This window comes from Hydrogenophaga sp. GW823-FHT04C09 (genome assembly GCF_058796355.1).
Map to the genome: position 1 here is coordinate 250,056 of NZ_JBXAIO010000003.1, position 23,312 is coordinate 273,367.

At 70.3% G+C, this 23,312-nt stretch carries 21 protein-coding genes; 10 read left to right on the forward strand and 11 right to left on the reverse strand.

Annotation, left to right across the window (positions count from 1 at the left end; all coding sequences use genetic code 11):
- Positions 1–8: 8 nt before the first annotated feature.
- On the forward strand, positions 9–995 hold the full coding sequence (locus tag AC1Q9M_RS10240) for an NADPH:quinone oxidoreductase family protein (protein WP_382156886.1): 987 nt from the start codon (positions 9–11) through the stop codon (positions 993–995).
- Between the two features lie 24 nt (positions 996–1,019).
- On the opposite strand, the gene AC1Q9M_RS10245 is transcribed toward AC1Q9M_RS10240, so the two are convergent.
- The 5 genes from AC1Q9M_RS10245 to AC1Q9M_RS10265 form a co-directional block, all read right to left on the reverse strand.
- Positions 1,020–2,825 carry a methyl-accepting chemotaxis protein gene (locus AC1Q9M_RS10245; protein ID WP_444686856.1) on the reverse strand — a complete coding sequence of 602 codons (1,806 nt, stop codon included), beginning with the start codon at positions 2,823–2,825 and terminating at the stop codon, positions 1,020–1,022.
- A 120-nt stretch (positions 2,826–2,945) separates the two neighbouring features.
- A complete protein-coding gene (locus AC1Q9M_RS10250) occupies positions 2,946–3,542 on the reverse strand; it encodes a PqiC family protein (protein WP_382156882.1) in 597 nt (198 codons plus the stop codon).
- An 11-nt stretch (positions 3,543–3,553) separates the two neighbouring features.
- Positions 3,554–4,591, reverse strand: a complete 1,038-nt coding sequence (locus tag AC1Q9M_RS10255; protein WP_382156880.1) for an MlaD family protein — start codon at positions 4,589–4,591, stop codon at positions 3,554–3,556.
- Entirely contained in the window at positions 4,588–5,403 is an 816-nt protein-coding gene (locus AC1Q9M_RS10260; RefSeq protein ID WP_492433627.1) for an ABC transporter ATP-binding protein, read from the reverse strand. The genes AC1Q9M_RS10255 and AC1Q9M_RS10260 overlap by 4 nt, the downstream gene beginning before the upstream one ends.
- The gene (locus tag AC1Q9M_RS10265; protein WP_444691254.1) at positions 5,404–6,567 is read right to left on the reverse strand and encodes an MlaE family ABC transporter permease; all 1,164 of its coding nucleotides are present in this window, start codon (positions 6,565–6,567) and stop codon (positions 5,404–5,406) included.
- A gap of 134 nt (positions 6,568–6,701) precedes the next feature.
- Here AC1Q9M_RS10265 and AC1Q9M_RS10270 point away from each other — a divergent pair, with 134 nt between their 5' ends.
- Positions 6,702–8,810: an AsmA family protein gene (locus tag AC1Q9M_RS10270; protein WP_492433629.1), complete on the forward strand. Its 2,109-nt coding sequence runs from the start codon at positions 6,702–6,704 to the stop codon at positions 8,808–8,810.
- A 26-nt stretch (positions 8,811–8,836) separates the two neighbouring features.
- Complete coding sequence (locus tag AC1Q9M_RS10275) at positions 8,837–9,589, forward strand: tyrosine-protein phosphatase (protein ID WP_492433631.1); 753 nt, start codon at positions 8,837–8,839, stop codon at positions 9,587–9,589.
- 1 nt (position 9,590) lies between these two features.
- Here AC1Q9M_RS10275 and AC1Q9M_RS10280 read toward each other — a convergent pair whose 3' ends face one another.
- Genes AC1Q9M_RS10280 through AC1Q9M_RS10300 form a run of 5 tightly spaced genes read right to left on the reverse strand, consistent with a single transcriptional unit; the run spans position 9,591 to position 14,783 of the window.
- Entirely contained in the window at positions 9,591–10,886 is a 1,296-nt protein-coding gene (locus AC1Q9M_RS10280) for an amidase (protein WP_492433633.1), read from the reverse strand.
- Between the two features lie 16 nt (positions 10,887–10,902).
- On the reverse strand, positions 10,903–11,916 hold the full coding sequence (locus AC1Q9M_RS10285) for an alpha/beta fold hydrolase (protein WP_492433635.1): 1,014 nt from the start codon (positions 11,914–11,916) through the stop codon (positions 10,903–10,905).
- A gap of 11 nt (positions 11,917–11,927) precedes the next feature.
- Positions 11,928–13,250, reverse strand: coding sequence for a TRAP transporter large permease (locus AC1Q9M_RS10290; RefSeq protein ID WP_444686862.1), 1,323 nt, complete (start codon positions 13,248–13,250; stop codon positions 11,928–11,930).
- Positions 13,247–13,756 (reverse strand): TRAP transporter small permease, encoded by a 510-nt coding sequence (locus AC1Q9M_RS10295; protein ID WP_382320492.1) that lies wholly within the window; start codon positions 13,754–13,756, stop codon positions 13,247–13,249. The genes AC1Q9M_RS10290 and AC1Q9M_RS10295 overlap by 4 nt, the downstream gene beginning before the upstream one ends.
- A gap of 4 nt (positions 13,757–13,760) precedes the next feature.
- On the reverse strand, positions 13,761–14,783 hold the full coding sequence (locus AC1Q9M_RS10300; RefSeq protein ID WP_382320494.1) for a TRAP transporter substrate-binding protein: 1,023 nt from the start codon (positions 14,781–14,783) through the stop codon (positions 13,761–13,763).
- Positions 14,784–15,111: 328 nt separating this feature from the next.
- Here AC1Q9M_RS10300 and AC1Q9M_RS10305 point away from each other — a divergent pair, with 328 nt between their 5' ends.
- The 7 genes from AC1Q9M_RS10305 (at position 15,112) to AC1Q9M_RS10335 (ending at position 22,331) form a co-directional block, all read left to right on the forward strand.
- The gene (locus tag AC1Q9M_RS10305) at positions 15,112–16,176 is read left to right on the forward strand and encodes a 2,5-dihydroxypyridine 5,6-dioxygenase NicX family protein (protein ID WP_382326417.1); all 1,065 of its coding nucleotides are present in this window, start codon (positions 15,112–15,114) and stop codon (positions 16,174–16,176) included.
- On the forward strand, positions 16,173–17,438 hold the full coding sequence (locus tag AC1Q9M_RS10310; protein ID WP_382320498.1) for a flavin-dependent oxidoreductase: 1,266 nt from the start codon (positions 16,173–16,175) through the stop codon (positions 17,436–17,438). Before AC1Q9M_RS10305 ends, AC1Q9M_RS10310 begins: the two co-directional genes overlap by 4 nt.
- A gap of 61 nt (positions 17,439–17,499) precedes the next feature.
- Positions 17,500–18,177, forward strand: coding sequence for a helix-turn-helix domain-containing protein (locus tag AC1Q9M_RS10315; protein ID WP_382320500.1), 678 nt, complete (start codon positions 17,500–17,502; stop codon positions 18,175–18,177).
- Between the two features lie 77 nt (positions 18,178–18,254).
- On the forward strand, positions 18,255–19,100 hold the full coding sequence (locus tag AC1Q9M_RS10320; RefSeq protein WP_382156864.1) for a plasmid replication/partition related protein: 846 nt from the start codon (positions 18,255–18,257) through the stop codon (positions 19,098–19,100).
- A 22-nt stretch (positions 19,101–19,122) separates the two neighbouring features.
- Positions 19,123–20,100, forward strand: coding sequence for a cupin domain-containing protein (locus AC1Q9M_RS10325; RefSeq protein ID WP_492433640.1), 978 nt, complete (start codon positions 19,123–19,125; stop codon positions 20,098–20,100).
- A gap of 57 nt (positions 20,101–20,157) precedes the next feature.
- Entirely contained in the window at positions 20,158–21,309 is a 1,152-nt protein-coding gene (locus tag AC1Q9M_RS10330; protein WP_492433642.1) for an FAD-dependent oxidoreductase, read from the forward strand.
- A gap of 11 nt (positions 21,310–21,320) precedes the next feature.
- Entirely contained in the window at positions 21,321–22,331 is a 1,011-nt protein-coding gene (locus tag AC1Q9M_RS10335; protein ID WP_492433644.1) for an ABC transporter substrate-binding protein, read from the forward strand.
- A gap of 3 nt (positions 22,332–22,334) precedes the next feature.
- On the opposite strand, the gene AC1Q9M_RS10340 is transcribed toward AC1Q9M_RS10335, so the two are convergent.
- Entirely contained in the window at positions 22,335–23,294 is a 960-nt protein-coding gene (locus AC1Q9M_RS10340; protein ID WP_444686867.1) for a Bug family tripartite tricarboxylate transporter substrate binding protein, read from the reverse strand.
- Positions 23,295–23,312: the final 18 nt, after the last annotated feature.

The following is a 23,312-nucleotide window of genomic DNA, read 5'->3' on the forward strand; positions in this document are numbered from 1 at the left end:
GACACACCATGCATGCCTGGCTCTGCGAAAACCCCGTGGGCGTCGACGCCCTGACCTGGAAGGAACTGCCCACGCCAGCGCCCAAGGCGGGCGAGGTGCTGATCGAGATCCAGGCCGCGAGCCTGAACTTCCCCGACCTGCTCATCGTGCAGAACAAGTACCAGATGAAGCCCGCCCTGCCCTTCGTGCCGGGCTCGGAATACGCCGGCGTGGTGCGCGCCGTGGGCGAAGGTGTGAAGCACCTGCAGGTGGGCCAGAGCGTGGCCTGCCTGAGCGGCACGGGCGGCTTCGGCACCCACACCATCGCACCGGCCGCGCTGTGCATGCCGCTGCCGCCCGGCTTTCCGGCGGTGGACGCGGCCGCCTTCATCATGATCTACGCCACCTCGTGGCACGCGCTGATGGACCGGGGCGCGCTCAAGGCCGGCGAGACCGTGCTGGTGCTGGGCGCGGCCGGCGGCGTGGGCACGGCGGCGATCCAGATCGCCAAGGCCGCCGGGGCGCGCGTGATCGCGGCCGCCTCGAGCGACGAGAAGTGCGAGCTGTGCCAGCAGCTGGGGGCGGACGCCACCATCAACTACAGCGTGCACACCCCCAAGGAGGGCCTGCGCGATGCGATCAAGCAGCTCACCGACGGCAAGGGCCCGGACGTGATCTACGACCCGGTGGGTGGGGACTTCGCCGAGCCCGCGTTCCGCTCGATCGCCTGGCGCGGCCGTTATCTGGTGGTGGGTTTTGCCAGCGGCCCGATTCCCGCCCTGCCGCTGAACCTCACCCTGCTCAAGGGCGCCAGCCTGGTGGGCGTGTTCTGGGGCGATTTCGCGCGCCGCGAACCCAAGGCCAACGCCGAGATGATGCAGGCGCTGGCGGGGATGTACGCCAAGGGCCAGGTCAAGCCGGTGATCGACCAGACCCTGCCCATGAGCGAGCTGCACAAGGCCTACGCGATCATGGGATCGCGTTCGGTCAAGGGCAAGCTGGTGATGGTGAACTGAAGAAGGCCGCGAGGCCTTCTTCGTTCAGAACGATTCCCAGTCGTCCGCGCCACCCGCCGTCGCGGGCACGGGAGCGGCCACCGGCGCGGGCTTGGGGCTCTTCGCCACCGCGACAGGGGCCGCGGCGGGCTTTGCCGCCGGTGCCTTGGCCACGGCCTTCGCGGGAGCAGGCGCCGCTTTCGGCGCGGCGGCCGCAGCGGCCACCGGCTTGGCGGCCACGGCGTTGCCGCGCTTGTGCAGGTCGTTGGCGCTCAGTTGAGCGATCGAGCTGGCCGCATCGGCCGCGTCCACGCGGAAGATGCGCACCACCTCGGACAGGCGCAGCGCCTGGTCGTTCATGCTCGATGCGGCGGCCGCGCTTTCCTCGACCAGCGCCGCGTTCTGCTGCGTCATCTGGTCCAGGTTGGAGACGGAGGCGTTGATCTGGTTGACGCCTTCGGCCTGCTCGCTCGACGACGAGGCGATCTCGCCGATGATGTCGCGCACGCGCACCACGTTCTCCACGATCTCGCCCATGGTCTGGCCGGCCTGGCCCACCAGCTCGGTGCCGGCGGTCACCTTGTCGACGCTGGCGCCGATCAGCACCTTGATTTCCTTGGCCGCCTGGGCGCTGCGCTGCGCCAGGTTGCGCACCTCACCAGCCACCACGGCGAAGCCCCGGCCCTGTTCGCCCGCCCGCGCGGCTTCCACCGCCGCGTTCAGCGCCAGGATGTTGGTCTGGAACGCGATGCCATCGATCACGCCGATGATGTCGCTGATCTTGCGCGAGGCCTGGTTGATCTCCTCCATGGTGGACACCACTTCGTTGACCACCTGGCCGCCCTTCTGGGCGCTCTGGCCGGCCACGTCGGCCAGCTGGTTGGCCACGCGCGCCGAGTCGGCCGACTGGCGGATCGCGCCCGACATCTGCTCGATGCTGGCGGCGGTCTGCTGCAGGTTGGCGGCGGTCTGTTCGGTGCGGGCCGAGAGGTCGTTGTTGCCCGAAGCGATCTCGCGCGCCGCCACGGTGATGTTCTCGGTGCCACGCTTCACGTCGGCCACCACGTGCACCAGGCGATCGCGCATGTCGGAGAGGGATTTGGTCATCGCGCCGAACTCGTCGCGGCGGTCGTTGCGGATGCGCGCGGTCAGGTCGCCGCCGGCCACGCGTTCGGCAAACGCCACCACTTCGCGCAGCGGCGTGCGGATATTGCGGATGAGGAAGAAGGCGCCCGCGATGATGCCCAGGATCAGCAGGCCGATCTGCGCGCTTGCCATGGTCAGGTTGCTGGCGCGATCGGCGGCGAACTTCACCTGGGCCTCGGCCTGCATGCTCACCTGCATCTGCGCGAACTCGCGCAGCGCCGCCACGTAGGGGGGCACGGCCGCGTTGAAGCGGGACGTGATTTCGGCCACGGCCCCGGCGGTGTCACCGTTTTTCTTCATCTCGTTGGCCTTGGCCAGCGAGCCCAGCACGGCCTGGCGCAGCCCGGCGATCTTCGCGAGCTGGGCCTTCTCGGCGTCGTTCATGGGCATCGCGTCCAGCCGCTTCTGCAGCGCGGAGATCGAGGCCACGCCCACGGGAATGACGTCCTTGTAGAGCTGGTCGATGGACGGGTCGGTGCTCAGGATCGAGGCCTGCACGCGCGTCACGTTGGTTTCGGTCAGGCCGGCCCATTCCGTGGCGATCACGGTCTTGTCGGACATCCGGCCGAGCACTTCGTCGGCTTCCTTGGTCAAGGCACTGGAGCGGGTGCCGGTGAAGGACAACATCGCGCCCAGGGCGAGCACGATGGCAAGAACGCCGGTCCAGAGTTTGGCGTTCACGGTCATGTGGCGAAAGAGGTTCATGTTGGGAGGTTCAGGCAAAAGGATCGGATCACCTCCGGCCTATCGACATGAACGGCCGGCACTGAAATCCAGCCGACGAACGCGCTGTCCCCCTCGGGACGGGCCCTCTCGAGGCCCCGTTCAGCCGCCCGCGATGCGCTGCGCCAGGCGCCAGACGGCCAGGCGGTGGCCGGCCGCCAGGGCGTCGGGCGAGCCGTCGGCCAGCGGGACCTCGATGTCGGCCTGACCCAGCGTGGGCGGCGTGGCGCCGCCGCGCAGGTCGGTGAGCCACCAGCGGGCCTGCAGGCGCAGGGTGCGCCGGCCGCTGTCGGCCATCAGCGAATCGATCTCGACGCGCAGCTGCCGCGTCACGTTCGCCCCCGAGGGCGCGGGCGCGCGCCAGACCAGGCCCTCCCCCCGCAGCAGGGCCAGGTCGGCCACCAGGCGGCGTGGCACGCTCTCGCGCAGCGGCTCGGCCCAGCGGTGCCCGGGCAGCGGCAGCAGGGACGACGCGCCGCTGGAGACCATCAGCACGTCCCGGTCCAGGGAGCCGGGCAGGCGCACCAGGCCGGAGACCTCCCACACCGCGCCATCGCCCGGGCGGGGCGCCGGCCGGGGTTCCGGAGGCTCGGCGCGCAGCTCGTACCAGCGCGTGGGCGGCGCATCGGTGCCGGCGCAACCGGCGGCGAACACCACGGGCGCCAGGCCCAGGGCGGCGAGCAGGCCGCGTCGGTTCATGGCTGGGCGGTTCATTCGTTGACCTTTCTGCCCCGCAGGAGCGCATCGGGTTGTTGTTCCAGGGCCTCGGCCAGGTCGCGCAGCGCGCGGGCGGCGCGCGAGAGGTCGTCCAGCGCGCGGTCGGCCCCCACCATCAGCTGCGAATCGCCCGCGGTGGCCTCGCGCAGCGCGCCCGCGGTGCGGCTCACCTCGTTGGCCGCACGCTGCAGGTTCTGCACCAGGGGCGCGTCGGGCGCCAGCAGGTCGGACACGCGCTCGGACGTGCGGCCAAAACCGACGGCGCTCTCGTTCACCGATTTGGCCGCCTTCTCCATGCCGTCCATCGCGGTGCGGGTGGACACGAGCGAGCGCTGCAATTCGTTGGCCAGCGGGTCCAGGCGCTTGTCGAGCCGCTCGGACACGCGCTTGAAGGTCGCGGTGATCTCGGCCAGGTCGCTCAGGGCCTGGTTGAGCTGAGGCCCCGAGATCACGGCGCGGGCCGAAGCGGCGATCGCCGCCAGGTCGTCGGTGATCTTGCGCAGGTCGATGCCTTCGAGCTGATCGCGGAAGGTCTGGATCGCCGTGGGCGCGGTCGGGATTTCGGTCAGGCCGCGCCGCGTGCCATGCGTGCTGGCCACGCGCTTGGGGCGCAGGTCCAGGTCCACATAGAGCAGGCCGGTGAGCAGGCTTTGCATGGAAAGCTGCGCGCTCATGCCCCGCTCCACCAGCGCGGGCAGCGCCAGTTCGGAATCGGAGGCGGCATCGCCGTGCTTGCCATCGAGCCCGCGCAGCGCATCGCTGTCGAGCGAGGCCACCACCGGAATGGAGAAGGCGTCGGTCTCGCGGTTGTAGGACACCTCGATGGACTCCACGCTGCCCACGCGCACGCCACGGAACACCACCGGCGCGCCGACCTGCAGGCCGTAGACGGAGCCGCTGAAGTACATCACGGTGCGCTCCTTGCGCGTGAAGTAGCTGCTGCCGGCCAGCGTGATGATGGCCACCGCGATGAGTGCGAGGCCGGCCACCACGAAGGTGCCGATGAGGGTGGGATTGGCCTTGCGCTTCATGATGGGGTTTCCTCTTTGACGGGGGCGGCGGCGCCTCGCCGAAGGAAGCGCTGGACTTCCTCCGGGCCGTCTTGCCGCAATGCCTTGGGCGGGCCGAGCGCCGTCATGGTCTTGCTCTGCGCGTCCAGGAACAGCAGGCGGTCGGCCAGCGCGAAGATGCTCTCGAGTTCGTGGCTGACCATCACCACCGTGGTGCCCAGGTCGTCCCGCAGGTGCATGATCAGTTCGTCCAGGTGGGCGGAGGTCAGCGGGTCCAGGCCGGCGGAGGGCTCGTCCAGGAACAGCAGCTGCGGATTCAGCGCCAGCGCCCGCGCGATGGCGGCGCGCTTGCGCATGCCGCCGCTCAACGTGGCGGGCTCGGCCTCGAAACTGCCCGCCAGCCCCACGAGCGCGAGCTTGAAGCGGGCCTCCTGCTCGCGGCGTTCGGGCTCCATGTCGGTCAGCACCTGCATGGGCAGCATCACGTTCTCGCCCACCGTCATGCTGCTCCACAGCGCGCCGGCCTGGAACATCACGCCGAAGGAGCGCAGCAGCGCGGCCTTCTCCTTGTCGTCGGCCGCGTACAGGTCCTGCGCACCGTAGAGCACCCGGCCCTTGGCCGGCACCTGCAAGCCGATGAGGTGGCGCAGCAGCGTGCTCTTGCCGCAGCCGCTGCCGCCGGCCAGGGCCAGCACCTCGCCAGGCAGGATCTCGAAATTCAGGTCGCGCTGGATCACGTTGCTGCCGAACGCCATGGTCAGGTTCTCCACGCGCACCAGCGGTTCCGCACCGGGCTCGGGCGGGGCGGGTTGGGCGTGCAGGTGTTCGTTCATCTAGAAGTCCAGGCGTTGAAACACCACGGTGAGCGCGGAGGCCACCACCACGATCCACACGATGGCCTGCACCACCGAGGCCGTCGTCGCGTCGCCCACGGCCTGCGCGCTGCGCCCCGCCGCCATGCCCTGCAGGCAGCCCGCGAGCGCCACCAGCACCGAGTACGTGGTGCCCTTGATCAGCCCCACCACCACGTGCGGCAGCGTGATGGCCTGGGCGCTGGCGTACACGTACTCCAGCGGTGTGACGCCATAGATGCCCACCGCCACCAGCCAGCCCACGGCCATGCCCACCAGCGCGCCGAAGGCGGTCAGCATGGGCCCGACGATGAGCAGCGCCAGCACGCGGGGCAGCACCAGGAAGTCCACCGGGTTCACGCCCATGGTGGCCAGCGCGTCCACCTCTTCGTTGGCGCGCATGCTGCCGATCTGCGCCGCGAAGGCCGCGCCCACGCGACCGGCCAGCACGATGCCCACCAGCAGGGCCGCGACCTCGCGCACCACGCCCACCGTCACGAGGTCGGCGATGTAGTTCTGCGCACCGAAGCGCTGCAGCTGGGCCGCGCCCATGTAGGCCACGATGAGACCGACCAGGAAACACACCAGCGCCACGATGGGCAGGCTGCGCGGCCCCGTCTGTTCGATCTGCCACGCGAGGTCCGAGGCGCGCATGTCGCTGCGCCCGCGCAGCCACCGCCCCAGGGACAGCAGCACCTCGCCGAAGAAGGTCAGCGTCTTGCGGCGCAGGGCCCACCAGGCCGTGACGCGCGCACCCAGGCGGGCCACGCGGCCGCGTGTGGCGGCCGGGGCCGCCGTGGCGGGGGGCGGGGTGTCCAGCGCGAGCGCCAGAATCTGCTGCAGGCCTTCGGGCAGGGCCTGCAGGTCGACATCCGCGCCGCGACGCGCGAAGGGTTCGATCTGATGCCACAGCGCGGAAGCCAGGGGCGCGTCCCACGAGCGCAGGCCGTCCGCGTGGACGCGCACGGCGCCCACGACCTCGGTGGCCGGAAGCTCGGGGAGAGGGGCGCTGTGTTCGCGCCAGGCGCCGCTGAGTTCCAACACCCAGTCGTCGCCTTGTGAGAGCCAGCGTGCATCCGGGGCATGCGTCTCGTCATTCACCTCCATCGTGTCCGACACGGCATCTCCGCTCGGGGCATCGCGCATGGAAGAACCCATTCAGATTCGGAATCTGGATTCTATCGACCGGCCTGCGGGCTGGCCGCCGCCGCCCTGTAGGACAAGGCCGCGTCATCGGGCCGAAACCGAACGATCCGGCCCATGCTGCGTTCCAATGAAGCGTGGACGCTCAGACCAACCCTCCCCCATCGAAGAGGCGACGCCCTCGAACCCTCTGGATCGCCGGTGGCGTGCTCACCGTGCTCGTTCTGGGCGTGGCATGGGGCGAATACAGCGGCTGGCCCGTGCTGCGCCAACCCATCGAGAACGCCGCCACGCGCGGCGTCGGCGTGCCGGTGCAGATGCAGGGCCAGGTGCGCACGCACCTGCTGTGGCGGCCCCGACTGGAGGTGGAGCACCTGCGCATCGCCTCGGACGCGCGCTTCGGCGCCCCCCATCTGCTCGATGCGCGCCACATCACCCTGGTCTGGCACTGGGGCGACATCTGGCGCTGGCAGCGCGGGGATCGCCTGCTGCTGCAGCGGCTGCAGGCGGATCAGCTCGACGCGCACCTGATGCGCATCGCCGGTGGCGACGCCAACTGGCAGCTGGGCAATAAGGACGACAAGCCTCGCGCCGAAGAGAACAGCGATCCGCTGGGTGGCCTGCCGCGCTTCGGTTCGCTCGTGATCGGCCAGGGCCAGGTCGCCTGGAAGGATGCGGTGCAGGACGTCGATCTGGCCATCGGCGTGAAAGGCAGCGAAGGCGAGGCCGTGACCGGCGCCGCCTCGGGTTATGAGGCCACCTTCAAGGGCCGCTACCGCACCATGCCCATGGACCTGCAGGTGCGCGCGGGCAGCACCCTGCCCTTGCTGCAGGACCCCGAGGCCGCGCCCGATGCGCAGTGGGTGCCGGTGCGCGTGGCGGGCACGGTGGCCTCGGCCAAGCTGCTGTTCGACGGCCAGGCCGCCGCCTTGCTGGGCACACCCCGGCTCGATGGCGCGCTGTCGTTCCAGGGCCGCTCGCTGGCCGAGGTGGGCCGCCCGCTGGGCATCACCCTGCCGCAGACCCCGCCCTTCGACCTGCGCGGCCGGCTCTCGCAAGCCGACGGCGTGTGGCGCCTGCAGGCCTCGCGCGCCACCATCGGCAGCAGCCGCCTCGCGGGCGACCTGCGCTTTCACCAGCTCACCAGCCCGCGCCGCCTCACGGGCGAGCTCACCGGCCCCAAACTCGCGTTCGCCGACCTGGGGCCGGCCATCGGTGGCGAAGGCGGCACCGCCAAGGCGCCACCGCAGCAGCAAGCCCAGGGCCGCGTGCTGCCGCAGCGCCGCTTCGACCTGCCCTCGCTGAAAGTGATGGACGCCGACGTGAACGTGGCCATCGATGAAGTGGACTTCGGCACCGACGCCATGGCGCCCTTGAAGGGACTCAAGACCCGCATCCACCTCGACGCGGGCGTGTTGCGCCTGGACGACTTGCAGGCCTCGGTGTCGGGCGGCCAGTTCAAGGGCATGACCCAGCTCGACGCCAACGCGCAACCCGCGAAATGGCAGGCGCGGCTGGACGTCGCCGGCGTGGACATCGCCGGCTGGATGCGCGGGATGCGCAAGGACGCCGCGCCCCCCGCCCCCTCGGCCAACGCCACCAAGGCCCTGAAGAAGGAACGTGAACAGGCGCGCCAGGGCGGCGAACAGGCGGTGCGTTCCTACGTCACCGGCGTGCTCTCCGCCAAGCTGGACGTGCGCGGCGCGGGCAACTCCACGGCCGACATCCTGGGCTCGCTGAACGGCCCGGTCGATCTGACGCTGCGCGACGGCACCATCTCCCACCTGGCCACCGAGGCCATGGGCCTGGACCTGGCGCAGGCCCTGGGCGTGCTGATCCGGGGCGACCACCCGCTGCCCCTGAACTGCGCGCGCTTCGACATGGTGGCGCGCAACGGTGTGCTCGAACCCCGGCTGGCGGTGATCGACAACCGCGACAGCACCGTGCGCATCGACGGCCACGTCAACCTGCGCGACGAATCGATGGCCCTGCGCCTGGTCGCCAAGCCCAAGGACTGGTCGCCGCTCTCGCTGCGCACGCCCATCACCGTCACCGGCACGCTGGGCAACCCCGATGTCGGCATCGAGGGCCGGCGCCTGGCCGGTCGGCTGCTCGGCGCCCTCGCGCTGGGCGCGGCAGCGGGCCCGGCGGCCGCCGTGATCCCGCTGATCGAACAAGGCGACAAGACCGCAGGCGACCCGTGCGTGCCAGTGGCGGCCGCCCCCGCGCCGAGCAAAAAACCCTGACATCGGCGGGGCGCGACAATGGCCGCATGACACCGCCCCCCTCCGCCATTCCGCCGCGCCTGCTGAGCAGCGCCTCCAACTTCCGCGACCTCGGCGGCCACGCCGGCCTGGACGGGCGGCGCGTGCGCCAGCGCCGTGTCTACCGCTCCGACCACCTCGCGGGCCTCACGCCCGAAGACCGCGCCACGCTGCAAGGCCTGGGCGTCACGCACCGCATCGACTTCCGTGGCGTGGCCGAAAGCGCCACCCTGCCCTCCGAGGTCGAGGGCCTGACCACGCTGGCGCTGTCGATCGAACCCACCGTGGTGCACCGCGTGCAGGAACTGCTCGCGGCCCGGCAGGTGCCCACCGAGGCCGAGACCGTGGCGCTGATGTGCCAGACCTACCGGGGCTTCGCGCGCGAAGGCGCGCCGGTGTACGCGCGCTTCTTCCGCCACCTGCTCGACCAGCCCACGCCACTGGTGTTCCACTGCACCGCCGGCAAGGACCGCACCGGCTTCGCGGCCGCGCTGCTGCTCAGCGCCTTGGGGGTTTCGCGCGACGACATCGTGCAGGACTACCTGCTCACCAACCACCTCTACGTGCGCAGCCCGCTGGTGGAAGCGCGTGGCCCGGCGCATGTGATGGACGTGCTCTGGAGCGTGCAGCCCGCTTTTCTCGACGCGGCCTTCACCACCATCGAGCAGGAGTTCGGCGGCCTGCCCCGTTACCTGGAAAGCGCCATGGGCCTGGGCCCACTCGAACTGGAGCGGCTGCGCGCCGCCTTGCTCGAGGCCTGACTCAGCCCGCGGGCGCCAGCACGCGGTGCAGGCAGGCGGCCGCCTCCAGCAGCGCGCGGTCGCTGCCCGGCGGCCCGACCAGCTGCATGCCGATGGGCAGGCCACCCGGTCCCACGAGCCCGGGCACGTTCACGCAGGGCCAGCCCAGCAGCGTCCACACGCGGGAAAACACCGGGTCGCCGGTGGCCGCCAGGCCTTCGGGCGCTTCGCCGGGTGCGGCGGGCACCAGCCAGGCGTCCACCTCGCGCACCAGGCCGGACAGTGCCGCCCGGCCGGCGTGCGCCAGGGCCTGCGCACTCTCGTGGTCGGCACGCGACGTGGCGCGGCCGGTCTCCAGCAGCGCGCGCATGGCCGGGCTCAGCTGATCGGCATGGCGCTCGGCCTCGGCCGCCAGCTCGATCGCCGCCTCGTAGGCCATCACGGTCTTCTGCGCCTGCAGCAGGCCCGCCAGGGCGTCCGGCATGGGCACCGGCACCACGGTCATGCCCGCCGCCTGCGCGCGCTCGGCAGCCTCTGCGAAGGCGGCCTGGCCGCCCGCGTCGGCCTGCGCCCATTCGTGCGTGCGGCACAGGCCCAGGCGCAGCGTGGCGGCCGGCCGCACACCGAGTTCGCGGTGGGCCTGGCCCGTGAGCAGGCAGCGCATGAGCTCCAGGTCGTCGGCGTTGCGCGCCAGCCAGCCCAGGGTGTCCAGCGAGGGCGCGAAGCGCTTGGCGCCGGCCCCGTCCACGCTGCCGAAGGTCGGCTTGAGCGCGAACACGCCGCAATAGGACGCGGGCCGGATCAGCGAGCCGGCGGTCTGCGTGCCGAAGGCCAGCGGCACCATGCCGTCGGCCACGGCCGCGGCCGAGCCGCTGGAGGAGCCGCCCGGGGTATGGCGGGTGTTGCGCGGGTTGGCGGTCGGCCCGGGGGAGAAGTAGGCGAACTCGGTGGTCACCGTCTTGCCCAGGGGCACGGCACCGGCGCCGCGCGCCAGCGCCACGCAGGCCGCGTCCTTCGTGGGCTGGTGGTTCGCGTAGATGGGGGAACCGTAGCGCGTGGGCATGTCGGCGGTGTCGAGCACGTCCTTGACCGCCAGCGGCACCCCGCCCAGCAGGCCGGGGGCGCCCTGGTGGTCGAGCGCGCGGGCGCGGGCCAGCGCGCCGGCCTCGTCCAGGTGCCGCCAGGCGTGGATGGCCGGTTCGCGCGCGTGGATGTGCGCGAACGCGGCCTCCACCACGGCCTGCACCGAGGTGCGGCCCGAGGCGATGGCTTTGCGCAGTTCGAGCGCGCCGAGGCGCGCATAGTCTTGGGGGTTCATGTCATCGGGCTCTCGGTCAGGATGCCAGCCATTCGCGCACCGCGGCGCGCACGAAGGCGGCGTCTTCGGGGCTGCGCTGCGGGTTGCCGGCCAGGTGTCCCCACACGCTGGGGATGGGCTGCAGGCGCGCGTGGCGCAGGTGGGGCAGCTCCAGTTCGTTGTCGGCGACGCGGAAATAGAGGTCGGTGGCGCCCGGCATCAGCAGCACGCGCGCCGTGATGGCGCGCAGCGCCGCCGTGAGATCACCGCCATGCCGCGCGTTGGCGCTGATGTCGCTGGCGTGCCAGCCGCGCAAATGGGCCAGCAGGTCTTGCGCATGGCGCGCGGCAAAACGCCCGTCCCAGTTGGCCCGCAGGAAGGTCTCCAGGTCGGGCGCGCCAAAGGCCGAGCGGTGCAGGTCCGCGCGGAAGAAGTCCTGGCTCAGGGCCCAGGCCGCGTAGATGCGGCCGAAGGCGCGCAACGCGGCGGCCGGTGGCGCCGAGAAGCGCCCCTGCCCCAGGTGCTCGGGCGCGGCCTCCAGCGTGGCGATGAGCGAATCCAGGAAGACCTGGTTGTGCACCGCCGTGCGGGCGCTGCCGCAGTTGACGACGACCCGCTCCACCTCGTCCGGGTACAGCGCGGCCCAGTGGTAGGCCTGCTGCGCGCCCATGGACCAGCCGTAGACACAGGCCAGCCGCTGCACGCCCAGGTGCTCGCGCAGCAGCCGGCGCTGGGCGCTCACGTTGTCGGCGGCCGTCACCAGCGCCGGGTAGTCCGGCGTGTTGGACGGGCTGGAGGACAGCCCGTTGCCGAACATGTCCACGATCACGATGAACCAGCGCGTCGGGTCCAGGATGCCCTCGGGCGAGATCAGCCATTCGATGTCGCCGTGGCGCACGGCAAAGCTGGTCGGGTAGAGGATCACGTTGTCGCCGGAGGGCGAGAGCGTGCCGTGGGTCTTCCAGGCCAGGCGCGCGCGTGGCAGCTGGCCACCCGCGGCCAGCGGGTGGTCGCCCAGTTCGAAGAAGCCTTCATTCACAGGCCATGGCATGTCGGCTCCCATCAGAACAACCACCAGACGGTGACCAGCGCGATGCTGGGGAACATCACCGTGAGCGCCAGGCGCACGATGTCGCTGAGCACGAAGGGCAGCACGCCCTTGTAGGTCTCGACGATGGGCACGTCCTTGACGATGCCGTTGACGACGCAGACGTTCAGCCCGATCGGCGGCGCGATCAGCCCGATGCCCACGGTCATCAGCACCAGCACGCCGAACCAGATGGCCTTGTCCTCCGCGCCCAGGCCCCAGAGGTCGAGCGACATGATGGTCGGGAAGATCACCGGGATGGTGAGCATCAGCATCGACAGCTCGTCCATGACGCAGCCCAGCAGGATGTAGAGCAGCATCACGCAGGCCACGATGGTCACGGGCGACACGCCGAGCTGGCCGATCCACTCGGAGAGTTCGTGCGGCATGCGGGTAAGCGCCAGCGCGGCGTTCATCAGGTCGGCGCCCATGAAGATCATGAACACCATCGCCGACGTCTCCGCCGCGCCCACGAAGGAGCGCGCGATCTCGCGCTTGCGCAGCTCGCCGAAGGCCACGCCCGCCACGAAGGTGCCCACGGCGCCCACGGCCGCGCCCTCGGTCGGTGTGAACACGCCGCCGTAGATGCCGCCGAAGACCGAGAGGAAGATCAGCGCGATGGGCCAGATCTTCGCCAGCGCCTGGCGCCGCTCGCGCCAGCCGATCGCCGCGGCCGGCGGGGCCAGATCGGGGCGCAGGCGGCAGTAGAGCCAGACCACGCCCAGGTAGCCGAACATCGCGATGAGACCGGGGATCAGCGAGGCCGCGAACAGCTTGGCCATGTTCTGCTCGGTCAGCAGCGCGTAGATCACCAGCGGCACCGAGGGCGGAATCAGGATGCCCATGGTGCCGCCGGTGGCCAGCGCGGCGGTGGACAGCCGGCCGCTGTAGCCGTGGCGCTTCATCTCGGGATAGGCCACCTGGGTGATCGTGGCCGAGGTGGCCACCGAGGACCCGCAGACCGCGCCGAAGCCGCCCGCGGCCAGGATGGACGCCATGGCCAGGCCGCCGCGCACGTGGCCCACCAGCGACGAGGCCGCCTGGAACAGCGCGCGCGACAGGCCCCCCTGGGTGGCGAACTGGCCCATCAGCAGGAACAGCGGCACCACCGTGAGGTCGTACACCGACAGCCGCCCGACGGCGGCGCCCTTGAGCAGGGCGAGCAGCGGCAGCGGCCCGGAGACCGCGAGGTAACCCAGCGCGCCGGCCACGAACATGGCGACCGCGATCGGGATGCGCACCGCCATCAGGAGCAGCATGCCGGCGAACATCAGCAGGGCAATGGTCATCATGCTCATGGCGCCACCCCCAGCAACGGCTCGCACGCGGCCTCGTCCTGGTCGGCGATGACGCCGGCCGCCTGCAGCAGCGCGATCAGCATCGTCATGGCCAGCCCGGGTGCGAGCACCGCGTAGACCAGCCACATCGGCAGACCCAGGATCATGGTGGTCTCCCCCACGGCGCGCGAGGCGGCCGCGCCCACGGCGGTCTGCCAGGCGAGCACGCCCATCATCGCGGCCAGTGCCACGGCGCCGATGGCGTCAAGCACCCGCACCGTGCGCGACGAACTGCGCGAAGTGAAGAAGTCCACGATGATGTTGCCGCGTTGCAGTTGGCACCATGGCAGGCACATCGAGATGCTGATGGCGATGCCGAACTGCGTGAGTTCCACGTCGCCGGGAATCGGCGCCGACCAGAACCAGCGCCCCAGAATGCTCAGCGTGGTCAACAGCGCGGCGGCCGAGGCGATCACGCCCGCGGCCACGGCGAAGACCGTGCTGGTCTTGTGAATCAGAGCGGCCATGCGCTTACTCGGCGGCTCGCGCGGCGTCCAGCAGCTTCCTGCCATCCTGGCCACGGGCCGTCACCTCCTTGATCCACTCGTCGGTGATCGGCTGGGCAACCGCCATCCAGCGGCGCGCCTCCTCGACGGGCACGGTGTGGAAGACGTTGTTGCGGTCTTCGGCCGTCTTGCGCGCGGGCACGCTGGCCGCATCGAACGCCTTGCCCGCCAGGGCCGAGGCCTCCTCGCCGCTGTTGGCGTCGATGACCTTCTTCAGGTCGGCCGGCAGCGAGTCGTAGCGCGCGTTGTTCATCACCATCGCGAACACGGTGTTGGACAGGCGCGGCAGCGACGCGTCGATGTCGGTGTGGAACTTCACGATGTCCTGCAGCTTGAGCGCGGGAATCACCTCCCACGGCAGGATCGCGCCGTCGATGACCTTCTTGGACAGCGCCTCCGGCACCGGTGGCATGGGCATGGAGATGGGCGCGGCGCCCAGGGCGGTGATCAGCTTGGCGTTGAGGCGCGTGGCCGCGCGCAGCTTCAGGCCCCGGAAGTCTTCCAGCGCCTTGATCTGGCGCCCGGTGGTGTGCACCAGGAAGCCGTCGTTGACGTGCAGCACCAGCGGGCGCACGCCGGCGAATTCGGCGCTGGAGTGCTGGGCCACATAGCGCCACAGCGCGCGGCTGCTGCGTTCGGCGTTGCTGGTGATGAAGGGCAGCTCGAAGACCTCGGTCAACGGGAAGCGGCCGGCCTGGTAGCCCGGCAGCGTCCAGACCACGTCGGCCACGCCGTCCTTGGCCTGATCGAACAGCTGCGGCGGCGTGCCACCCATCTGCATGGCCGGAAAGATCTGGCACTTCAGCCGGCCGGCCGACTGCGCCGAGATGCGCTCGCACCAGGGCTCGATCAATTGCTTCTGGGCCAGCGAGTACGGCGGCAGGTAGTGATGGACCTTGAGCGTGACCGTGGACTGGGCCAGGGCCGGCTGCAGGGCGCCAGCCAGAACCAGGGAGGTGGCAGCCAGCCATCGTTGAATCGTCGACATGGGGAGTTCCTTTTGAAGGGTGGTGGGGAGGGATCGGACGAAAAACCAAGCGTTGGACTCGAAAGTTTCCTATAAAGAACAAAACATGACAATAGGAAATTTATGCATCTTATTAGGGTTTTCATGCACATCAACGGTGCTTTTGAAGCGCAAATCGCTGCCTCGCATGCCCGAATCCGCGCCTGAGAGCCCCTGAAAAGGCTGTCGCAACGCCAGTGGAGACCGCGTGAGCAATATGCAAGCCAGGGCAAAAGGCAAGAAGTTCTTGATCGGAAACTAAGTTTCCTTTTAGAATCTTTTTTCCCTCAACCACCAGGAGCTTTGCTTTATGTCTGTTACCACCGCCACGGCCTTCAAGACCACGGAACTGGTTCCGCTGTTCAGGCGCATGCTGGAGCTGTGCAAGCTCAAGGCCACCGAATCGCTCATCGTGCTGACCGAGCCGGATGCCAACCAGGACTACGCAGCCGCGCTGTACGGTGCCGCGCGCGACATCGGGGCCGAGACGCTGATCCTCATGGTCCCCTCCGCGCCCCCCGAGCAGGTGCCGGTGATCCGCACCGGCAACGTGTCCTCCGCCATCCTGAGCGGCGGCACGCTGGCCATCGAGACGCTCAAGCAGGCCGATCTGGTGATCGACCTCTCCACGGGCGGGCTGCTGCACTCCAAGGAACAGCGCCTGATCCTGGAGAGCGGCACGCGCATGCTGATGGTCCATGACCCGGTCGAAGCGCTCGAGCGCATGTTCCCCACGATCGAGGACAAGGCCCGCGTGGAGCGCGGCATCGCCCGCCTGAAGGCCGCCAAGCGCATCCGCATCACCTCGGAGAACGGCTCGGACGTCTGGTTCGACATCGGCGGGCGCCCCATCATTGGCCAGTACGGCTACACCGACGAGCCGGGCCGCTGGGACCACTGGCCCGGCGCCTTCCAGTACACCATCCCGTCCGAAGGCAAGGGCGACGGCGTCATCGTGCTGGACCCGGGCGACATCTGGTACCCCGCCAAGCGCTACATCACCACCCCGGTGACCATGCGCTTCGAGAACGGCGCGGTGACCTCCATCGAAGGCGGGCTCGACGCCTTCCTGATCCGCGACTACATCCAGGGCTGGCAGGACCCCGAAGGCTTCGCGATCTCGCACACCGGCTGGGGCTCGCACCGCCGCGCGCTGTGGAACTCGCTGAACTTCCAGAATCCGCTGGACGTGATCGGCCAGGACGGGCGCACCGCCTGGGGCACGACGCTGTTCGCGCTGGGCGAGAACGCCACCTTCGGCGGCAAGCACACCACGGGCTGCCACCAGGACTTCGCGCTGCGCCACCACCAGTTCTACCTCGACGACGAACTGATCGCCGACAGCGGCCGCATCATTCCCGAGGACCTGCAATGAAGCCGTCCGTCCTCATCGCCGGCGCGGGGATCGGTGGACTGACCGCGGCCCTCAAGCTGCACCGCCTGGGCGTCAAGGTCAGCCTCATCGACGCCGCGCGCGAGCTGCAGCCGCTGGGCGTGGGCATCAACCTGCTGCCCCACGGCGCGGGCGTGCTCTACGGCCTGGGGCTGGGTGACGAGCTCAAGGCCACGGGCATCCAGACCCGGGCCATCGAGTACCGCACGCAGTACGGCCAGCTGATCCAGCGCGACCCGCGCGGCCTGCACGCCGGCTCGCCCTGGCCGCAGTACTCCATCCACCGCGGCCAGCTGCAGATGCTGCTGCACCGCGCCGTGCAGCGCGAGATCGGCGCCGTGCGCACCGACCACCGCATGGACCACTTCGAGCACGAAGGCAGCGGGGTGCGGGTGCACATGCGCCAGGGCAGCACCGGGGAGGTGACCAGCGAACGCTTCGACGCCCTCATCGGCGCCGACGGCATCCACTCGGCGACCTGCGCGCAACTGCACCCCGACGCATCGCCGCTGGTCTTCTCCGGCACGATGATGTGGCGCGGCGCCGTGGAGCGCGAGCCCTTCCTCGACACCGAGACCATGGTGATCTGCGGCCACCACGACAGCAAGGCCGTGATCTACCCGATCTCGCGCGAGGCGGCCCAGCGCGGCCGTTCGCTGATCAACTGGGTGGCCGAGATCAACATCGGCCGCGACGCCAAGTACCAGCGCGAGGACTGGAACCGCGCCGCCACGGTGGAGGAGTTCCTGCCGGCCTTCGCCGACTGGCACTTCGACTTCCTCGACGTGCCGGCGCTGTTCCGCGCCACCGAGCGGATCTTCGTGTACCCGATGGCCGACCGCGAGGCGCTGCCCTTCTGGAGCCAGGGGGGCGTCTCGCTGCTGGGCGATGCCGCGCACCCGATGTACCCCATCGGCGCCAACGGCGCGTCCCAGGCCATTCTGGACGCGGACGCGCTGGGCACCGCCTTCAGCGAGGCGGACCTGGACGTGCACGCCGCGCTCAAGCTGTACGAAAGCCGCCGGCTGCCGGCCACCGCGAAGGTCGTCGCGAGCAACCGCACGCTGGGCCCGGAAGCGGTGCTGCAACTGGCGCGCGAACGCATCAAGGGGCCCGACGACGTGGTCAGCGACCTGATCACACCCGAGGAAATCGCCGCGATCACCCAGGGCTACCAGAAGGTGGCGGGCTTCGACGCGGCGACCCTGAGCGCGCGCGCCCAGACCATGCAAAGCGCGGGTTGACCTGCGCCAGCGGAACCGGGGGGCTTCTCGTTCGATAATGTCTGGCACTGACCCAAGCCCGATGCCCAAGAAGCCCCCCGCCCCCACCAAGACCGCCCCCCCTCCCCCGCCCGCGGCGAGGGGTGCGCCGACCGCCCGCTCCTTCCGGCTGGGCGAACACGTCCGCCGCATCCGGGCGGACAAGGAACTCACCCTGGAAGAAGTGGCCCGGCGCGGCGAACTGGCGCGCTCCACGCTGTCCAAGATCGAGAACGAGCAGACCTCGCCGACCTTCGAGGTGCTGCTCAAGCTGGCCACCGGCCTGGGCGTGCCCATGGACGAGCTGCTGGCCCCCCGGACCATGCCGCCGCCCTCGGGCCGGCGCAGCATCACCCGCGCCGGCCAGGGCCGCCAGCACACGGCCACCAACTACACGCACGAATTCCTCTGCACCGACCTCACGCACAAGAACGTGGTGCCCTCCAAGGCCCGCGTGCACGCGCGCTCGACCAAGGATTTCCCCGACTGGGTGCGCCATGACGGCGACGACTTCATGATCGTCCTGGAAGGCGCCGTCGAGCTGCACACCGAGTTCTACGAACCCACTGTGCTCAACGTCGGCGACAGCGCCTACTTCGACGCCCGCATGGGCCACCTGTGCATCTCGGTCAGCCCCGAGGACGCGCTGGTGCTGTGGGTGCCCACGCACACCAGCGACGCCGAGGTCATGCAGGCCATCGGCCGGTCACCGGCCATCTGAGGCGCCCGCGCCCCGGTCCGGGCGTGGGGCGGGGCATCTACAATTCGCGCCCCCAAGCCTCTCCCTCAGCCTGACCCATGCACCTCACCGTCAACCCGGAACTCAAAGCCTACATCGACCCCCTCACGCCCGACGAGCACGATGCGCTGGAGCGCAGCATCCTCGCCGAAGGCTGCCGCGATGCGCTGGTGCTGTGGGGCGACGTGCTGGTGGACGGCCACAACCGCTACGGCATCTGCCAGAAACACGGCCTGCCCTTCCAGACCGTGCAGAACCCGCGCTTCCAGACCCTGGAGGACGTGCACCTGTGGATGATCGACCAGCACCTGGGCCGGCGCAGCGTGTCGGACTTCCAGCGCGGCGTGCTGGCCCTGCGCAAGCGCGAGATCCTGGCCGAGCGGCGCACCCGCATCCTGGCGACCTCGCCCTCGCCGGAGGACCTGCCGCCCGATGAGGAAGCCCCCGCGCCCGTGGCCGCGCAAAACCCGGCCGTCGCCGCGCTCGAACCCCGGCCGCTGCACAGCCGCGAAGACATCGCCAAGGCCGCGCGCCTGAGCAGCAGCCAGGTGGTGATGATCGAGAAGATCCAGAAGCAGGCCGCGCCCGAGCTCGTGGACGCGCTCAAGGCAGGGGCCGTGTCGCTCAACGCCGCCGCGGCCGTGGCCAGCCTGCCGCCGGAAGAACAGAAGGCCGCCGCCCTGGCCGGCAAGGACGAGCTCAAGCTCGCGGCCAAGCGCGTGCGCGAGGCCCGCCGCAAGCCGCCCGAGGCCGATGCGGACGCGGCCGGCGAAGCGGCCGAGCCAGGCACCGATGAACTCACGGCCCTGCGCCAGAAGGTCGCGGCGCTGCAGGCGGAGAACACCGCGCTGCGCGAGCAGGTGGCCACGTTGCGGGCGCAACTGGAAGAGGCGCCGTCGGCCTGACGGCCCCGCCTCCCGGACCTTCATGGGCACCTCGTCCGGCGATCTGATCAGCCTGGTCCTGGGCACCCTGCGCACGGACCGCGCCGTGACGGCGCGCTTCTCGCTCACGGCGCCGTGGGCGCTGCGCTCCGAAGGCGTGGAAGGCCTGCTGATGCGCGTGTGCACCGGCGAGCCCTACTGGATCCAGATGGACGGGCTGGACGCGGTGCACGTGCAGCCCGGCGACATCGTGATGCTGCCGCAGGGCGGCCCCCACGTCGCCGCCTCCGAGATCGGCCTGGACACCGTGCCGTTCCGCTCGCTGCTGCAGCGGCACATGCGCGGCGCGCACGGCGACCACCCCATCACCTTCGCCCACGGCGGTGGCGGCGCGGCCACCGAGCTCTTCTCGCTGCACCTGTGGATGCCGCAGCACCAGGGCGTCTCATTGCTGTCCTGGCTGCCGCCGCTGATCGTGCTGCGCGCGGCCGAGATCGCCACCACGCGCACCCTGGCGCTGGCCACCCAGGCCATGGTGGACGAGACCATCGAGCAGCGCCCCGGCTGGCAGCTGTCCACCGCGCGCATGGCCGACCTGCTGCTGGTGCACGTGCTGCGCGAGCACCTGCACCATGGCCCCGCCGGCGCCCAGGGCTGGCTCAACGGCGTGCGCGACAAGGCCATCGGCAAGGCCCTGGCGCAGATGCATGCCCACCCGGAACTGCCGTGGTCGGTGGAGAGCCTGGCCCGCGTGAGCCACCAGTCGCGCTCGGTGTTCAGCGAGCGCTTCGTGGAACTCATGGGCACCACCCCGCTGCGCTACCTCACCTCGGTGCGCATGGGCATCGCGCGCCAGCAGTTCCTCAAAGGGGCGGACGACGTCTGGCGCGTGGCGCAGGGTGTGGGTTACGGCTCGGAGAAGGCGTTTTCCCGCGCGTTCGAGCGCTGGGCCGGGCAGACGCCCAGCCAGTGCATCAAGTCGCGGACGATCGGTGCCCAGATCCGGCGCCCCGAAGGTTGAACACGGGCGGGGCCTGACCAAGAATCGACCGCGTCCGCGTTGGTCTTCTGGTTCCCCATGAAAAAAGTTCTGATCGTTGGTGCCGGCATTGCCGGCTGTTCCGCCGCCCTGGCGCTCGCGCAGCGCGGCTGGCAGGTCGAGGTGATTGAAAAGCAGCCGCAATGGCGCTTCCAGAGTTCGGGCATCTTCGTCTACAGCAACGGCCTGGACCACTTCCGCCAGATCGGCGCGATGCAGGACCTGGTCGAGGCGGGTTTTCCCATCGCCTCCGGCCGCAACGTCTACCTGGACCAGGACGGGCGGCACCTGGTGGACGTGGTCTACCCCAGCCTGGGCTCACCGCCCGCGCCCGCCATCCTGGGCATCAAGCGGGCCGAGATGCACCGCGTGCTGTCCGGCCGGCTCGACGCGCTGGGGGTGCCGGTGCGCCTGGGCACCACGGTGTTGTCCCTGCGGCAGGACGAGGGCGGCGCGCAAGTGCGCTTCTCCGATGGCGGTGAGGCGTCCTTCGACCTCGTGGTGGGCGCCGACGGCATCCGCTCGGGCCTGCGCGCCCTGCTCTGGCCCGAGGTGCAGCCCACCTACTCGGGCTTCGGCGTCTGGCGCAGCGTGCACCGGCGCCCGCCCGCGCTGGTGGACAAGATCATGATGATGGGCCTGGGCAAGCGGCTGGGCATCATGCCGATTTCGCCGGAGCGCCTCTACATCTTCGGCACCGTGGCGCAGCCGAAGGACACCTGGTTCGAGCCCGCCCACTGGCCCGAGACCATGCGCGCGAGCTTCACCGAATTCGGCGGGCCGGTGCGCCCCTTCCTCGACGAGATCTCGCCCGACACCGAGGTGCTCTACACCGCGGTGGAAGAGGTGGTGATGCCCCTGCCCTGGCACCAGGGCCGCGTGGTGCTGATCGGCGATGCCGCCCACGCATCGACCCCGTTCATGGGACAAGGCGGCGCCCTCGCGGTGCAGGACGCCGTGGTGCTCGCCCGCCTGCTCGAAGACGGCGCGCCGGTGCCGGCGGTCCTGGCCCGCTTCGGCGAGCGCCGCGCGCCCGTGTGCCGCTTCGTGCAGGAGGCTTCGCACCGCGTGGGCCGCGCCGGTGCCGAGCAGGACCCGGCGCGCCATGCCCAGGCCCTGCAGGCGCTGCCCGCCAGCGCCCAGGCCCACGTGGACGACTTCTACCGCCAGCTTCACACCCTCAGCCATTGAAAGGACTTCCCATGCCCCGACTGTTCCGCCCCCTGGCCCGCACGAGCCGCCGCAGCGTGCTGGCACTGCTCATGGCCAGCGGCACCGCGTTCCCGCTGCTGACCCACGCGCAAGCGCAGGAAGTCACCTACCTGCTGCCCGCGCCGGCCACGCTGCCGGCCTTCGGCCCCTGGATGCTGGCCCAGGCCAAGGGCTACTACGAGCAGGAAGGCCTCAAGGTCAACTTCGTCACCGCGCGCGGCGGCGTGGACGTGGCCAAGCAGATCGGTGCCGGCAACGCCGTCATCGGCGGCGCCATCGGCGACACCCCCATCATCGCCCGCGCCCAGGGCATCCCGGTCAAGGCCGTGGCCGTGCTCGGCGCCGGTTCGCTCACCCAGCTCGTGAGCCACAAGGACGAGAAGATCGAGAGCCCGCGCGAACTCAAGGGCAAGACCGTCACCGTCCTGGCCTACACCGACACCACCTACTACGCCCTGCTGGGCATGCTCAGCAAGGTCGGCCTGACCAAGAACGACGTCAACATCCAGGCCGCCGGCCCGGGCGGTGTGTGGCAGCAGTTCGCGGCGAAACGCGCGTCCGCCATGGCCACGGTGCCCGACTGGACGGTGAGCGCGATGGAGGCCGGCGCGCAGGTCGACATCCTGCCGGCCGACATCTACTTCAAGAGCATGGCCCAGGCCATCCTCGCCTCCGACGAGACCATCGCCAAGAACCCGCAGCTGATCCAGAAGCTGGTGCGCGCCACGCTCAAGGGCATGAAGGACATCATGGCCGACCCCAAGGCCGCCACCACCGCCTACGTGGCGCACGTGCCGGTGCACAAGGGCAAGGAAGCCAACATCCAGAAGGCTTTCGAGATGTTCAACCAGTACGTCTACGCCGCGCAGAAGGTGCCCGGCACGATGGACGAGGCCCGCCTGGCCGAGCTGCAGAAGTTCTACGTCACCAACGGCGTGGTGCCGCGCGAGACCCCGGTGAAAGAGCTCTACACCAACCAGTTCGTGCCCGGCGGCCGCTAGGGCTCAGTCGATCTTCACGGCGCCCGAGCGGATCAGCCCCCGGTAGTGCTCCAGCCGGTCCTTGATCAGGCTGCGGAATTCCTCGCGGGAATTGCCCACGGGCTCGTAGCCCATCGCGGCGATCTGCTCGCGCACCTTGGGCAGCTTGATGGCCGCGCGGAAGGCCTCGCTCACGCGATCGAGGATCTCCTTGGGCACACCGGCGGGCGCCACATAGCCCACCCACCCGTCCGTCCGGAAATCGACGCCGAGTTCGGCGAAGGTCGGCACGTTGGGCAGGATGCCCACGCGCTGGCGGGACGTTACGGCGATGGGCTTGATCTTGCCGTCCTGGATGTAGGGCCGCGCCGACTGCCCGGCCAGCATGAACTCGATGGAACCGCCGGCCAGATCGATCAGCGCCGGCGCCTCCCCACGGTAGGACACGTGCGTGGCCTGGATGCCCAGCTTGTCCGTCAGCACCACGGTGTTGAAGTGGAAGCTGCTGCCGCTGCCGGGTGTGCCGTAGTTCATCTGCCCGGGGTGGGCCTTGGCCTTGGCCACGAGTTCGCGCAGGTCCCCCGTGGCCGAGACGCGCGGGTGCGTGACCAGCACGTTGTACGTGTCCACCGCGATCGTGATGGGCTCGAAGTCCTTCAGGGGGTCGAACTTGTAGGTCTTCTCCGTCAGGGGCTGGAAGATCATCATGCCCGGCACCGTCGCGGCGAGGGTGTAACCGTCCTTGGGTGCGCGCGACAGCTGCTCCAGGCCGATGCGGCCGTTGGCGCCGGGCCGGTTCTCCAGGATCAGCGGTTGGCCCAGGATGCGGCTGACCTCCTCGGAGAGCGAGCGGCTGACCGCATCGGCCAGGCCCCCCGCGGGGAAGGGAACGATCAGGGTGATGGGCCGCTCGGGCCAGGCGGCCGTGGCCGAACCCGACACCGCCAGTGCCACCACCGCCAGCCAGTTTTTCCAGAATTTCACGTCTTGTCTCCTTGGTGC